The 14,861-nt window shown below is 56.7% G+C and carries 9 protein-coding genes and 2 pseudogenes; all 11 read right to left on the bottom strand.

The window, feature by feature from the left end; all coding sequences use genetic code 11:
• Positions 1 to 193 precede the first annotated feature (193 nt).
• Positions 194 to 1,666, bottom strand: coding sequence for a hypothetical protein (locus LA304_RS12165; RefSeq protein ID WP_224503432.1), 1,473 nt, complete (start codon positions 1,664 to 1,666; stop codon positions 194 to 196).
• 65 nt (positions 1,667 to 1,731) lie between these two features.
• Positions 1,732 to 2,670 carry a glycosyltransferase family 2 protein gene (locus LA304_RS12160; protein ID WP_224503431.1) on the bottom strand — a complete coding sequence of 313 codons (939 nt, stop codon included), beginning with the start codon at positions 2,668 to 2,670 and terminating at the stop codon, positions 1,732 to 1,734.
• Between the two features lie 19 nt (positions 2,671 to 2,689).
• Complete coding sequence (locus LA304_RS12155; RefSeq protein WP_224503430.1) at positions 2,690 to 3,610, bottom strand: hypothetical protein; 921 nt, start codon at positions 3,608 to 3,610, stop codon at positions 2,690 to 2,692.
• Entirely contained in the window at positions 3,597 to 5,972 is a 2,376-nt protein-coding gene (locus LA304_RS12150) for a polysaccharide pyruvyl transferase family protein (protein ID WP_224503429.1), read from the bottom strand. The genes LA304_RS12155 and LA304_RS12150 overlap by 14 nt, the downstream gene beginning before the upstream one ends.
• A gap of 1,849 nt (positions 5,973 to 7,821) precedes the next feature.
• Positions 7,822 to 8,556: pseudogene (locus tag LA304_RS12145) on the bottom strand (M24 family metallopeptidase); the annotation flags it as partial.
• A gap of 188 nt (positions 8,557 to 8,744) precedes the next feature.
• Positions 8,745 to 8,882: pseudogene (locus tag LA304_RS17945) on the bottom strand (NAD(P)-binding domain-containing protein); the annotation flags it as partial.
• A 3-nt stretch (positions 8,883 to 8,885) separates the two neighbouring features.
• Positions 8,886 to 9,923 (bottom strand): Ldh family oxidoreductase, encoded by a 1,038-nt coding sequence (locus LA304_RS12135; RefSeq protein ID WP_224503426.1) that lies wholly within the window; start codon positions 9,921 to 9,923, stop codon positions 8,886 to 8,888.
• Between the two features lie 27 nt (positions 9,924 to 9,950).
• Positions 9,951 to 10,295 carry a RidA family protein gene (locus tag LA304_RS12130; protein ID WP_224503425.1) on the bottom strand — a complete coding sequence of 115 codons (345 nt, stop codon included), beginning with the start codon at positions 10,293 to 10,295 and terminating at the stop codon, positions 9,951 to 9,953.
• Positions 10,292 to 11,593, bottom strand: a complete 1,302-nt coding sequence (locus LA304_RS12125) for an ArgE/DapE family deacylase (RefSeq protein WP_224503424.1) — start codon at positions 11,591 to 11,593, stop codon at positions 10,292 to 10,294. The genes LA304_RS12130 and LA304_RS12125 overlap by 4 nt, the downstream gene beginning before the upstream one ends.
• Positions 11,590 to 13,116 (bottom strand): aldehyde dehydrogenase (NADP(+)), encoded by a 1,527-nt coding sequence (locus tag LA304_RS12120; protein WP_224503423.1) that lies wholly within the window; start codon positions 13,114 to 13,116, stop codon positions 11,590 to 11,592. The genes LA304_RS12125 and LA304_RS12120 overlap by 4 nt, the downstream gene beginning before the upstream one ends.
• Positions 13,117 to 13,200: 84 nt before the next feature.
• Positions 13,201 to 14,859 carry a hydantoinase B/oxoprolinase family protein gene (locus LA304_RS12115; protein ID WP_224503422.1) on the bottom strand — a complete coding sequence of 553 codons (1,659 nt, stop codon included), beginning with the start codon at positions 14,857 to 14,859 and terminating at the stop codon, positions 13,201 to 13,203.
• Positions 14,860 to 14,861: the final 2 nt, after the last annotated feature.

The following is a 14,861-nucleotide window of genomic DNA, read 5'->3' as shown; positions in this document are numbered from 1 at the left end:
GTTAACTTCATGAAAGATTCGCTCTCCGTGAAACTGAGCCTCAACATTCTGGAGGACGCGGACGAGACGTGAGGCCAGCACGTTCATTTCTTTTCTCTGGTTTAATGTTATCCAAATTTCTACGCCAGCACCTTAAACACAGGTCGTAAAAGAGCTTCGCTCGTTCAAACTTTGCGTCAGTATCTCTGCCAGCTTATCCAGAATCGTGTGCGTTCAATTGATAGGCAATCAGATTCTGTGTAGACAATTTGATAGCGTAATTCTCATCTATAAACCTTGCAAGGTCAGGCAGTGTCTGCAGAGCAGCATCTGAAGCCAAAGGTTCAACATGGTTCGCGTCGTTCCTCGCGACCACAAAAACTTTTGGCGGGTTCGCTTTTAACTCATTAAGAAATGAGATGCTTTTTGATTTGAAGTAACCGCTTTGCTTTTCTGCAAGCTGTGGGTGCCAAATTGGCGCGTCCGCAAAACTTGGACCCACAAACATTCGATCGGCAAAAATGTATATCTGGCTTTCCATGCCCCAAACAAAGATTCGGTCATTCGAGTTGGTGACACTGCTGATCCAATTAGCAACTTCTCGGGACTCACTTGGTTTCGCCTTTCCCCGCATAGAGAAATAACTATCCCGCCATTCCATCGGCACATCATCGGTTAGGGCACGCGCGTATTCAGACAATCGGGGCGAGTGGATCAACGCCGAATTAAATACAGAGAAAATCGTGATCAATGCTGCCAGGCCTTTTCTGATCGTGCTGCGATTATCGAAAACCAAACCGAGGCAGGCACCAACCAAGAGGCTCGTCGAAGCGACAGCGGGTACGGCATGGTAAACCCACCCCCGCCCCTGAAACACCGCAGAGAGGACTGATACGATCAACATCACAATCAAAGAGATATGCGGTCTACCTTCAGCCTTGGGCACATTCACCAAGAGGACAGGCAGCAGCAAGGTTACTCCAACTGCTCGGTATAGGATCGCCCAAAGCTTCTTAAGCGCCTCGACACTGGTAAGTCGATCGAACGCTCCATATGCGACAGCACGATCAATTACCGAGGCTTTCGCCGCTGCCCATGCGTTATACCATGTAAGATAGAGTGCGAATGGGGTCAGGAAAAAAAGGAATCCTGCAGAAATCCATGTCACGCGCGCTATCAAGTTCCTAAGAGACCGACTTTCAACTAGCAGCAGAGTCGCACAGGGAAGAGCATAAATGACGGCACTTGATTTGGTGAAGATCGCGGCAGCAAGCAAAGCACCAGAAAGAAAATTGAAAAGTCTTCGATCAGGTGCTTTTGCGAATGCACCCATTGCTCCCAACGCAAACATATAGGCGACGCCATCCTTCTGGGCCATCTCCCACCAGCCCATACTTTGCGGCCAAAGCAGTGCCATCAAGACAGCCGAACCATTCGCGGCGGCCCTCCCGCTCGTCGCGTCAACCAAGATGTATCCTGCTACGATCGTTGCGAGAACGGTAAATGAATGGACAATCCACGGCGTCAGCTGCGGATCTCCTGTCACCAGATTAATCGATGCGTAGATGAATCCGAGACCGGGGGTATTTACGACCGCAACATCGCGATACATTACGCTTCCATGTTCAAGCGCCATCGCCACAGTCAACCAATTGGCCTGATCTCGCCCCAGTTCAGCTACAGCCAATGGCAACAGGAGGAGCGACGCAATCACAATTGCAAACAGAAGAGACAGGTGGCGCGCGACGAGACTCACCGTTCAAATCTGCGCTGGATGTCTTCCAGCATCCTTCTCTGCGATGCCAGCATGTCTGCAAGAATGCCGCTCATGAAGAGTTGGACACTTAGGATCAAAAGCATGGCGCCGATGATAATCGCAGCAACATGCTTTTGAAAAGTACTCCCCAAAAGCTTCTGCAGCAAAACATAGACTTCGAGGCCGAAGCCTAAAATAGCAAAAACTGCACCAAACGTTGCGAAGATGTGGAGGGGCTTCCTCACGAACAATCCGAGGAATGTGACGGTGCAAAGATCGAGAAAGCCAGTCCAGAATCTTGACGCACCATATTTGCTGCTTCCGAAACTGCGTTTGCGATGTGTTACACCAACTTCAGTTACCGAACTACCGTTCAGATGTGCGATCTGGGGAATAAAACGATAGAGGTCACCGTACAGATTAAGAGACTTGGCTACGTCGCTTTTCATAATCCGGAACCCACTGTTCGTGTCGTGCAAGTCTAGTTTGAAAAGCTTACGGAGTGCGAAATTGAACGGTCGAGAGACGATAGCTTTTCGAGGCTCATTACCCATCCGGCCCATTTTGCGGCCTACCACAAGATCGAAGCCTTTATGGAATTCACCCAAAAGCCGGGGAATTTCGGCCGGATCATCCTGAAGATCAGCGTCAAGGGTGATGATCAGGTTTCCACGCGCGGCCGAGAATCCACGCGTATAGGCTTCCGATTTTCCCATGTTGCGACCCAGTTGAAGAATCTTGATGTTGTCGTGGCCTGCCTGCACCCTCTGCATGGCCTCAACTGTTGCGTCTGTCGAGCCGTCGTCAACCCAAATTAGCTCGTACTGCCCTTCAAGCTCAGTCATTACCTTTTGAATTTCCGATGCAAGAATTTCGACCGAACCTTCTTCGTTGAAGGCTGGTACGACTAGGCTAAAAATTGGTGCTTCTGTCATCTGGCTGTCCTCAAGTTTCTCATTTTTCTTTGTTGGAACGAGACAAAACAAAAGCTCCAAGTCCGGCCCAAAGGAATTCACTTAGTGTCATCGTGATGCGCAAGGTAATTACAAATGCGATTGATACAATCGGACTGACCCCAAAGTGTGTCAGCCAAACAGAAGTCGTTGCTTCCCGAACGCCCGCTCCAGACGGAGCTATCAGGACAAGAAATCCTGCGATTAAGCCTCCTATTGTAGCAGTCGTCGATTGTGTCCAGCTGCCCGACCAGTCCGGCGCAAACCCACGCAGCAAAACATGCCCTGATGTACCGAAACCTAACCACACAAGCGCGAGCAAAAGGAGGTTTGCGTAGAGCGCCCAAAATGGTTGGTTTAGACCACTGCGCAGTCGGTCCCGCCAATATTTAGGAAGAAAGGAAACAAGACCTTCACTTGCTAAACTGAAGAGCGCAGAAAGAAGAAGCGCGAGGACAGGTACGCTGGTCAAGCAAATGATCCAGCCAAAATAAAGATCATCAACGAAATATGAGATTAGCATGACAGACGCGCCTATGCATGGGAAAGCAAACACGAAGACCAGTGAATATCCGGCGATCTTATAGGGATCGGCTCCTCTTTTCTTGGCAAGATACGAGATTCCGCCGATCTGCCAGACCTTTCCTGGAATGTATCGAGCTATAAAGGAAAGGGAGTATATGCTCACACCGTCCAGGACTTGGATTCTGCCTGAAACATTCTGCGCTCCAATGACCCAGGCTAACCCGTGAAGCCCATGCGCTGTCACTACCAGACCAGTTGCAAGCACAAGGTGCGAAACAGGTAGAGCGGGCCATTCTTCTGAATGTGTTGTCTCGACGGCGTCTAAAATGACCCATCCGAAAAGACACAGACCAAGAATAAGGCCCACCAATTTCAGAAGCCAGTTACGCGGTATCATTGGGTAATGCCGTAGTGATCTTGGCGTGCAGAAAATCATTCAACCACTCAAACTGGCTCGACGAAAGCTTTTCCACCTCGCGACAGTGCTTTGCATAAGTTGTTTTTATCGCGTCCCGGTGTTCAAGAAGCTCTGCAACCGCCTCAGATATTGCGTCATAGGACATGTTGTCGGTACCAATGAAGCGACTTTCACCACCAAACATCTCCATGACCTCTTCGTATTTATGGCTCCATCCCAGAACAAGGGTCGGCGTACCGAGACTTAGCGCTGCCACCATCGCATGGAAACGACTTGAGATCAGGGCATCTGCTCTGGTCAGCAGCCTTCGAATGGCAGCAGTGTTTACGACATGGGTGACAAGATGGACATCGGATAGATCGACAGAGAGTTTTTCGCGCAGGCCTTCGATGATGGGAATGTCGTTATTTCGTGTGGACGAGGTCCCTGTGCGGCATGCATTCGGAAAGACGACAATACGATACCCGTCACGGTTCAGCTGCTCCACGAGATCAGCCATGGCATCAATATAACTTTTACCCGATTTCGCGAGAATGCCCGCAACAACTGAGCTGACTGAAATCGCAATCGTCGGTCTTTCGTCTATCGAGAGCTTCTCAATCAGACAATCAAGCTTCTCGCTCCAATCTGGGATCAGCGCGTAGTCTTCTCGATAGAGAAATGCGATGTCCGCCGCGACAGTAGTTTTGTCGATGGGGGCATGGACACTGATGTGCTTTCTCGTAGTTTTTCCTCGGGCGAATACATGATGAACGTGGCGAAAGAGAAAGCGTGCAACGCTTCGTGTCGCAAAGGATTCCATTGGACCCATGGCTTGGGCAAGTTTCACCACTGGGGTTCCGACAAGCATTGCGGGCCAGTTGCAGAGTAAGTTGAAAGGAAGGAATTTTTCTCGTCCATCTGCAAGCGAGATGCCGGAAATATCCAAAAGTACTGCGGAACTGCGGATCTCTCGCAAACTTTGTGGCATTAGGAAGTTCGGCACACGAAACCCTAGCCAACGAAAACAACGGTCAAGCAATGCGGGCAACGCCGAGAGAACGAGCGCTTTCGGCCTTGCATCCACCACTTTTATGTTTGGCGATGAGCAAGCCTTCCTGTCCTCATCCGGAAAGTAAGAGTGAATGATGAACTGCGCATCTGGGAAACGTTTGGACACTTCTCCAATCGTCGTTTCCAGCATTGCCGCAGCACCTTGGTTTCCGGTCAGGGTTGCGCCAATGATTGAGATCATACAGTTGTCGCCATAAAAATTGGAGCGGTAAGAATTGAGCTCTTGCAATGCTTTGAAGAAGTAGACCTGTGCTTTGATCTTCCAGAAGGGCTTCTTGGTCAATGCCTCTTTGGCGCTTAAGTCGCGTGTCGTCCAAAGCACGTTCGAAACGCCCCAACGTGCAATCAGCTTGTCCAAGAAGCTGATTGGGACGTGCAACCTGTCATTGATCGAATAGTTCAGGCCTCGGGCCGCCGCAGAGCGGGCGCTGACATTGTAGTGATATAGCATCCCTCGGGAGTTCCCCGAGAGCACATGCTCTGGCCGTACTGAATACCATTCAAGACCTTGGCGGGCGACATCAAAAAGATGTTCGCCCACAGCCGTGCGGACGACACAGATCGTTGGTTTTACGTCGCCTCTCTTTTCGCCCATTGTCCAAGAGTCACCGAGCGAGATATCCGCATCATAGCCAAAATGGTCAAAGCACGAGAGACACTTTTTTTCCGAAAAGTAATGCAGGTTTTGAAAGTGGGTGAACTGGCGCGTTGGGATCTGTACAGCCGAACCATTCTTAGGCAGCATGGTCAATGTGCCGCGCCACGATCCTGTGCGATAAGTGAAATCGTCCAAATCCGCCCACGAGAACCCATGCCGTGCACAAGTGATCTCGGTTAGCTCGGGCAAAGAGTTATGACCGCAGAACAATGCCAGAATGCCAACAATCTTCTTCGCCAAGGCGGCATCCTTGGACATGCGCCGACGTAAATATGTGACATCACAGGGAAGAGCTACGATCGCCAATTTACCGTCATAATCTTGGATAAGTGGCATCGCATCCCGCGCGAAATATGCAGGCACGTACCGACTGGTTCTAGCGCTGATAACTTCTTCCCGGGTTTGAGCTATGATTGGCTCTGCATAGGGCCTTCCGTCTCTTGTACCCATCTTCCAAACGATTGCGCCATCGATGATTTTTGCCTCGAGTAGCTCAATCAGTAGCTGCGAAGTAGTGCCGCCAGATGCCGCGCCACTACGAATGGCCTTATTACGGCTATGCGTCAAAAAGCATGCGCGAAACCCGCCTAAAAATCGGCTTACGTCGGCGCTGGACCATTTTCTATACATAAAATGGTGCCCGTACGAATAAACTTACGTCGAAGCATCCCACTAGACACACTGAAACAAAAAATTTCGTCGGTCGTGCAGCATAATGACGGGAACGTTGTCTCAATTCAATAATGCCTCAGATAGCAACATTCGCGAGAATTATCGCGCAGCAGTATTTGCAGGCTGTCGAGTCCGCCGAAGGATAGGTCAGTTTTTCATTTGGACACTAATGCCTGTTGGTTAGTGTATAATTGCTACGTGACCGCTTGTCTCGCCGGTTATTAAAAAAACTCGCGATGAGTAACCATTGAACGACACATCAACCTCAATCGAAATGTTCAGAAGAGCTGTTTTCGTCCGCCTGCTCTAGTAGTCTCTGGAAATCGTTCAGTGACCTAAGGCGTATCCCGAACCGTTGAAGAAATACGAGGATGACGAAACGTCGGAAATTTACAGATCAAGGCGACGTCGAAAGCACACTGGGGCGACAATACGATCCAAGAGATCGCGTCGAATTACCAGCGGCGCCTGAACCACTTGGGCACAAGAAAATCGAAGGACTGTTTTTAGGCGCTGCGAATATGGTTTCTGGCGGCAAGCAGAGCGGGCAGCCTTAGGTAGATGTGAATGATCTGGAGGTGTTGATCGAGAACGATTTTTCCGAAGGGCTCAGCAAGTGAGCCCCGAGAAGAAGCGCGCCATAATCCGTCGCACCCATCCAAAAATTAAGGCATCTCGCAAAAATGCAAGCTAGTCCGGCTTAGCCAGTCCACGCTGGCTGCACGCCTGTCGAACAACGAGACACTGTCCGCCATTGGTCCGAGAAAAATGGTCGAGTGCATGCCGGCTTTTGCGTCGAGGATCTAAGCGAAGCAATCTTCAAACATGTTCCACCCGAGATCATGAACACAGATCAGACTTCACCGGGTCGGCATGGATCAACACCCTGACCGAAGCTGGTATGCGTGTATCAATGGGTAGACACGGTCGCTATACCGACAACATCTTTATCGAGCGACTTTTGTGTTCATTGAAACCGGAACCCCTTTATCTCAAAGAAATCACCGACGGTTTCCAAGCGCGATGAGTGATCAAGAGATAGATGCACTTCTACAATACCGCTCGCCCCCATTCTTCCCCACCGAGGGGGTTACATTGGCGCGGTCGAGAACAGAAATTAGCAGCATGAAAATTAAATCGGGTGCACCTTTGAAACGCGGGCTACCTATCCGGAAATCTGGGGCCACTTAAGAAAACCAAAGATGGTCATTAAAAAAATCACGAACAAGATGCTTTAGTTATGTTTCTGCGAGAAAACTTCAGAGAAGTGGTGCCGCTGAAGGGACTCGAACCCCCGACCCCATCATTACGAATTTTGCCGTCCTGCTCTTGGACGTGACCGGACAACACCTCCAGATTTCTCATAACGCATTATAATAATTTGATAATATTCAGGCGTAGTCTTGGACGACGTTAGACATCTCTGGAGAACGTTCGACGTACATCCCCTACTAATCCCCTACTAATGACCCCACCCCCTCGACGGGTCTCCTCCAGGTCCATCCTCCGCCTATCCCGCTCCGAAGGAGTTGGCGAGGCACCTCGAGCGTACTAATGAAATCTCAAGCGCAATTTGTCACAACACGCTACGATCGCTATCGCTCATTCCTTCTGTGCTCGGCCGTGCTTCGATCTCGGGAGGTACGCGGAAGAAGGGTCAAATTCAGTGTGAACACGGAAAATCTCGTATGGAGCTGTACGAATTCCAATCATAACGGAAGGTGATAGGCAGTAGGCACTTTCCTCGTGAAAACCCCAACGCCGTTTCCGAGTTGGGGTTTTCAGGTCCATTCGTGAGACAGAGGGATCAGACCGGGACGCGGTAGGTGTCGAGCGCGCTGTGGCAGCTCAGGTTCTCATATCCGTCTTCTGTCACCAGGTAGCAGTCGCCGATATTGGCACCGTCGCTCATCGGGTCCAGCCACTGGGCGTGCAGGACGAACACCATGCCCGGTTCGCAGCGTTCCGTGTTGTGGGATGTCACGTTGAACTTGGGGTTGCCGAAACTGCCCACGCTGTGGCCGAGGTTCGGATTATGCGGTCCCTTCGTTGCCGGATAGACGTGATTTAGGGTGCGGCCCGTGGCTTCGTAGTCTGGGTTGGGCACGTATTTTTCCGGAACGCGGCGCGGGGACCCGTCTTCCATGGCACCCCAGTTATAGGGCATCGTCGCCGTCACGTCGTCCTTGAGGTAGCCACGTTCGATATAGGCGCTGAACGCCGCCTCGTGCAGATCCTTCATCTGCACGCCAGGCTTGATCAGCTTTTCGGCGCGGCGTACCGCGTCGGTGCACATTCCCAAGGTTTCCTCCTGGCGGGCGGTGATATTGCCCACGGCCATCATGCGGGCGGTCTGCGCCCAATAGCCGTGATAGGTGACGCCCGAAACATACATGTTGATCAGGTCGCCCGGCCGGACGCGGTGACCATAGGGTTTGCCGCAGGCCGTACCCCACTGGTTGATGCCAATCTGGTAGCCGTCACCGCTTTCGCCGCCGCGCGACATCTGCGCGAAGGTGAAGGCAGCATAGATTTCGAAATCGGTGACGCCCGGGGCGCGTCACGTGGCAGGCAGCCTGGTAGCCGATGTCGGCCAGCTGCGCGGCGGTGCGCACCTGGGCCTGTTCGTTCAGAGACAGGATGTGCTGCATACGGTACAGGATACCGGTTTCGTCGGTATACTCTGCGCCCGGCATCTGTTCCTTGAGACCGGACCAGACCCAAGGCCGCGAGACGTGCCGAGGTTTCGGCGTTGCGCCGTGAGATCAGTAGTCTTTCCGGCAGGCAGCCGGCTGTTGCCATCCCGATGATTATCGCCTCGGTGATCTTCCCGGTGCCGATGAAGCCGATGGTCGTGTCAATGCTCATGGTTCAGTCATCCAGAGCGGCAAGGCCGTTTTCGTGGAAGCGGGCCAGTCGCGCGACCTCGTCCTTGGTCAGCCGAATACCTTTCTCCAGCGCCTCCTCGCGGGCGGCGAAGCGGCGCTGCGAGGGCAGGCGGGCACCTTGCAGCCGGAAGGCCTCCAGCAGCCGTTCCCCCTCGGCCAGCGGATCCCGGGCGCTGCGGGCGGCAAAGACCTCGGGCGCAAAGGCCAGGATCAGCGCACCGTGGCGCGGCAGCAGGGCCGCACCGCCGGTGGCCTCCAGGGCCTCCTTGCTCATGATCTCGCCCAGCATGGCGCCCGACAGAAGCTCGATCATGGTCGAGATGGCCGAACCTTTGTGCCCGCCAAATGTCAGCATCGAGCCGGCAAGTGCAGCCTCGGGGTCGGCGGTGGGTTGGCCCTCCGCGTCAATTGCCCAGCCATCCGGAATGGGCTTGCCCGCCTGCCGATGGAGCTCAATCTCGCCCCGCGCGGCCACGCTGGTGGCAAAATCGTAGACATAGGGGTGTGCGCCAGGCCGCGGCCAGCCGAAGGCTATTGGGTTGGTTCCCAGCAGCGGCTCCTTACCGCCGGCAGGGGCAACAAAGGCATAGCTCGGGCACATCGACAGCGCCGCGAGGCCTTCGTCAGCGAGCACTTCAACATCATGCCAGAGCGCCGAGAAATGCAGGCAGTCGCGGATGACAAGCGCCGCCAGGCCCAACTTGCGGGCTCGGGCCATGAGGGTCTCGCGCGCAGCGTCGAAGGCCGGGTTCGAAAACCCGCCCTTCGCCTCGACTTCGATGATCGCCGTCTCGCTTTCAATCACCTGCGGCACAGCATCGGGCACGGCATGCCCGGTCGCGATCACACGCAGACAGCCTTCGATCCGGTAGATCCCATGCGACTTGCAGGCGTCACGCTCGGCATCCGTGATCACCCCGGCGACCGCAGCGGCATTGGCCTCGGTCATCCCGGCCTTCAGGAAGATCTCGGTAACTTGGCGGCGCAGGGTTTCGACGGGAATGAATCGGAACTCGGTCATGAAGGGCTCCTCAGCGGTTTTCGGGGATCAGAGCGCCGCGACGGCGATCACTTCCACGAGGTAAGCGGGTGTGGCCAGCTTGGCCTCCCCGCAGGCGCGGGTCGGCAGGTTGTTGTGGTCGACCCACGCGTCGTAGATCTCGTTCATCGCGGCAAAATCGGCCATGTCGGCCAGCCAGATCGTCATCTGCAGCAGCTTCGAGCGGTCCGAGCCCGCTTCGGCCAGCAGCCGGTCGACATTGGCCAGCGCGGTGCGGGTTTGCGTCTGCAGGTCCTCGCCCTCATTGCCCACCTGGCCAGCCAGGTAAATGGTGTTGCCATGCACCACGGCGTCGCTCATCCGAGGGCCTGCACCGAAACGTTTGATGGTCATTTCTCTTCTTTTCCTTTGATCGGGCGCAGCCCGCACCAGTCCGCGATGAACAGGGCAATGATGCGCGTCGTGTCCTTCATGCTCTTAAGGTCGGTGTATTCCTGCGGCGAATGACTGCCGCCGCCGGTGCCGCCATAGCAAAGGGTGGGGATACCGTAATAAAGGTCATACTGCCGGGTGTCCGACGTGGCCGTCTGGCTGAAACTTTCGAGGGCATTGCCCATGACTTCGCCATGACAGCGGGCCAGAGCCGCCTCGGCTTCGGTGCCCGGCTCGAAGACATGCCCGTCGGCCTGGAAGCCGATCCATGTCACTTCCGGATGCGCCGTGCCCAGCCGGTCTGCCGTGGCATTCAGCCGCTCTGTCACCCGTGCGCGGACCTCAGGCAGGGGCTGGCCCGGCAGCACCGACAGCCGGCACTCGATCTCGCACCAAGAGGGCACGCAGCCCAGCCAGTCGCCGCCATGTATCTTGCCGAGGCTAAACTTTACCGGATCGTCGATATGGCCAAACCAGGGGTGTTCCTGTGCTTCCACGTTAATCTCGGCCGTCAGCGCGATCAGGTCCTGCACGTATTCATAGGCCGCCAGGTTGGCATTGGCAGCGGCGTCGAAAGCCATGACATGCCCCGGCTTGCCCAAAATCCGCGCCCGGAACCAGACCGAACCGAGCTCAGCACGCAGCAGCTTGTGTTCGAGGCTCTCCGGGATGAAGGCCGCATCGGCGCGGTAGCCGCGCTCCAACGTCGCCAGCGCACCATTGCCGGTGCATTCCTCTTCGCTCACTGTCTCGACGAAGACCGGCGCATCGGGAGCATATCCCAGAGAGGCCAGCGCATCGAGGGCATGGACCATCGCCGTCACGCCCACCTTCATGTCGTTCACACCGCGCCCGTACATACGGCCCTCCTTCACCACGGGGGTGAAGGGATCGCGCTCCCAGAGCTCAGGTGCGCCGGTCGGTACCACGTCGATATGGCCCTGCAAGATCAGGCTGCGGCCCTTGCCGCCCTCGGTGCCGGCCGTGGCCACCACCTGGATCGCCTTGTCGTAATCCACGTCGACCACCGCCGAGGCACCGGGCTTGCCAGCGATATCCACCTCGGAAATGGCGAAGCTGTCTACATTCCAGCCGCGCTGCTCGAATTCACCGGCCAGCCAGGCCTGGCAGGGACCCTCCTTGCCGCGGGTGCTGTCGAAGGAAGCCAGCCGTGCCAGCCAGGCGGTCTGTCCGGCGGCTCCCGCCTCGATCACACGATCGAGGCGGTCCGAAAGGTCGGAAAGACCCGGCGCGCTCATTGTGCGATCTCGACCAAATCTTCGGGCAGCAGGGCCGCCGGCAGATTCTGATAGCAGACTGGTCGCAGGAAGCGCCGGATCGACAGCGTGCCGACTGAGGTCGCGCCGAAGTTGGTCGAGGCGGGGTAAGGGCCGCCATGCACCATCGTGTCGCAGACCTCAACGCCGGTGGGGAAGCCGTTCACCAAGATCCGGCCGGCCTTGCGTTCCAGTATCGGCATCAGTCGACGGCCCAACGTCGCATCACCGTCATCCATGTGGATCGTCGCGGTCAGCTGCCCTGCAAAGCTGCGGGCCACCTCGACCATCTGGTCCGCGTCTTTCGCCACGACCACCAAACCGAGCGGGCCAAAGACCTCCTCGGTCAGCGCATGGTTGCCGAGCCAGTCGTCTGCGGAGACCCGGAACAAGAAGGGCTTGGCCTCGCGCATGTCGCAGACCGAGGTCAGCAGTTCCTGCACGCCCGGCTCGCGCGCCATCTTCTCGGCGCCCGAGGCATAGGCCCTAGCGATGCCGTCGGTCAGCATGACCTGGGCGCCAGTTTCCGATAGGGCCGCGCGGGCGGCTTCCACCAGGGCCTCGCCCTCGGCACCTTCCAGCACCACGGCAATGCCGGGGTTGGTGCAGAACTGGCCTGCGCCCATAGAAAGCGATCCGGCCCAGCCCTGCCCCAGAGCCTCGCCACGTGCCGAAACCGCCTCAGGCAGCAGGAACATCGGATTGACAGAGCCGAGCTCGCCGAAGAACGGGATCGGCTCGGGGCGCTGTGCGCAAAGATCGAAGAGCGCGCGACCGCCGCCAAGAGAGCCTGTAAAGCCCACGGCCTTGATCAGTGGATGCTGCACGAGGGTCTGACCCACCGAGCGGTCACCACCCTGAACGAGCGAGAAGACGCCTTTGGGCATGCCGGTTTTTTCCACGGCGGCGTGGATCGCTTCGGCGATGATTTCACCCGTGCCGGGGTGACCGCTGTGGCCTTTGACGACCACGGGGCAGCCTGCGGCCAGCGCGGCGGCTGTATCGCCACCAGCGGTCGAGAAGGCGAGGGGGAAGTTCGAGGCGCCGAAGACGGCCACAGGGCCGATCGGACGCTGCATCATGAACAGTTCCGGGCGCGGCGCCGGGGTGCGGTCGGGCAGGGCAGCGTCGTGCCGCCGGTCCAGGCAATCGCCCTTCAGGATGTGGTCGGCGAACATGCGCAGCTGGCCGGTTGTGCGACCGCGTTCACCCTGCAAGCGTGCTTCGGGAAGGCCGCTTTCCTGGCTACCGATCTCAGTGATTGCCTCGGCACGGGCTTCAATTTCATCGGCGATGGCATTCAGAAAGGCTGCTCGCTCTGCACGAGTGGAATAGCCGTACCTCCAGAAAGCTTCCTCTGCGGCCTCACAGGCCGTCGCAACAAGCTCGGGCGTGCCGACCGAGAAGTCATGCGCGGGCCCATGGGCGGGCTCGGAGGAAAAGGTCTCAGTGGCGGCGATCCATTCGCCGGCGATCAGGTGTTTGCCGTGAGGGGTAAAGGTCATGTCGGCCTCCTTGAAGGCTGGGTCTTGTATGTCATGAAGAAGCCGCCCCCAAAAGGGGGCGGTCAATGTGCGGCAGGAAGGCGGTCAGGCCTCGTAGCCGTAGATTTCTTTGGCGCGCTCCGGCGTCAGGTAGCCATTGCGCAGGTCGCTTTCGATGGCGTCGCGGCTGCGCTTGGCGGGATCGCCATAGCCGCCGCCGTTGCCGGTGACCACGCGGATCACGTCGCCTTCGTTGACCTGCAGATTGGTCGCGAAAGAGAAGCGTTCTTTGCCGCCGTCACGGCGCAAAACCTCGACGTAGTTCACAGAGCCGTCCAGCCCGCCCGAGGCGCCCCAGGGCGCGATCCGGTTGCGCGTGTAGCCCACCGACAGGAAGTTGTTGTCGGCGCGCACGCGGTAATGCGTCTCGATGCCCTTGCCGCCACGCCACTGCCCCTCGCCGCCGGGCTCGGTGTTGAGCGCCACCTGGTCAACGCCCAGGCCATATCGCGCCTCGGCCACTTCGGCCGGGCAGTTGAAGGTCTCGCCGTGGAAACCGGAGAACTGCCCCGACACGCCGTCGGAGCCTTCCCATGCGCCCCAACCACCGACTTGAGGTTCAACGATGGTATAGTGGCGACCGGTTTCAGGATGCGGGCCGCCCACGTTAGTGCCGCAGATGGAGGCGAAGTTGCCCGCCGGCACAACGCCGGGGAAATGCTTTGCCATGGCACGAAGGATCATGTCGAACAGCCGGATTTCAACCTCGGAGTAATAACCGAGCGCGCCGGGGGCTTCGACGTGGTAGATGGTCCCGGGCTTGGTCACCACCTTCAGCGGCTTGAAGAAGCCGCCGTTGCCGGGGGCGTCGGGATCTGTGAAATCCTTGAATGCCAGCTGAACGGCGATCTCTGTGCCCTCACGCGAACAGTTGAGCGAGCCCGACTGCGACGGGTTGTTCGTCAGGTCGACAATGAACTCGTCTTCAGTGATCGTTAGTTCGAGGTTGTGAACCACGCCCGAGTCCTGTTCTTCGGAGAAGGCATAGGTGCCGTGGGGGAGCTGCTTGATGGCGGCGCGAGCGCGGCGTTCGCCAAGATCCATGTAGTCGCTTACGGCGGCTTCAAAGGTGTCTTCGCCGTATTTCTCCACCAGTTCCAGCACCCGGCGTTCGCCGATTCGCAGGCCCGCGATGCCCGCCCAGAGGTCACCGTGCAGGTAGTCGGGCAGACGAGAGTTGATCTTCAGGATGTCAAAGACCGCGTCGTTCTGCTGGCCTTCCATGAAGAGCTTCACCGCCGGAATCCGCACTCCTTCCTGGAAGATCTCCGTGGCTTCCGAGGACATGGAGCCAGGCACGTTGCCGCCCACGTCATTCCAGTGAGCGATATTGGCGACCCAGGCCACCATCTTGCCCTCATGAAACACCGGCTGCGCCAGCACCATGTCGTTCAGGTGGGTCACGCCGCCATAGTAAGGATCGTTGGAGGCAAAGACATCGCCTTCGCGGATCTCATCCAGCGGGAACTTCTTGAGGATGCCCATGATCGCCTTGTCGAGCACCCCGATGAAGGCGGGGATGCCCGCGCCCGAAGCGGCGATTTCGCCTTGAGGGTTCAGGATCGATGTCGACAGGTCGAGAACCTCGTAGATGATCGCGCTCATCGAGGTCTTCACCTGCGCATAGAACATCTCGTCCGCGATGGCCTCCAGCGCGTTCTGGATGATGTCAAAAGTGACGGGATCGTAGGTCTTGTCCGTCATGG

Source organism: Celeribacter litoreus (genome assembly GCF_020165855.1).
Taxonomy (GTDB): Bacteria; Pseudomonadota; Alphaproteobacteria; order Rhodobacterales; family Rhodobacteraceae; genus Celeribacter; species Celeribacter litoreus.
This window is presented reverse-complemented; position numbering and strand designations above follow the sequence as displayed.

Excerpts from the sequence above, each read along its gene's own strand:
- LA304_RS12160 (WP_224503431.1), bottom strand. The coding sequence starts at position 2,670 with ATGACAGAAGCACCAATTTTTAGCCTAGTCGTACCAGCCTTCAACGAA.
- LA304_RS12155 (WP_224503430.1), bottom strand. The coding sequence starts at position 3,610 with ATGATACCGCGTAACTGGCTTCTGAAATTGGTGGGCCTTATTCTTGGT.
- LA304_RS12150 (WP_224503429.1), bottom strand. The coding sequence starts at position 5,972 with ATGTATAGAAAATGGTCCAGCGCCGACGTAAGCCGATTTTTAGGCGGG.
- LA304_RS12135 (WP_224503426.1), bottom strand. The coding sequence starts at position 9,923 with ATGACCGAGTTCCGATTCATTCCCGTCGAAACCCTGCGCCGCCAAGTT.
- LA304_RS12130 (WP_224503425.1), bottom strand. The coding sequence starts at position 10,295 with ATGACCATCAAACGTTTCGGTGCAGGCCCTCGGATGAGCGACGCCGTG.
- LA304_RS12125 (WP_224503424.1), bottom strand. The coding sequence starts at position 11,593 with ATGAGCGCGCCGGGTCTTTCCGACCTTTCGGACCGCCTCGATCGTGTG.
- LA304_RS12120 (WP_224503423.1), bottom strand. The coding sequence starts at position 13,116 with ATGACCTTTACCCCTCACGGCAAACACCTGATCGCCGGCGAATGGATC.
- LA304_RS12115 (WP_224503422.1), bottom strand. The coding sequence starts at position 14,859 with ATGACGGACAAGACCTACGATCCCGTCACTTTTGACATCATCCAGAAC.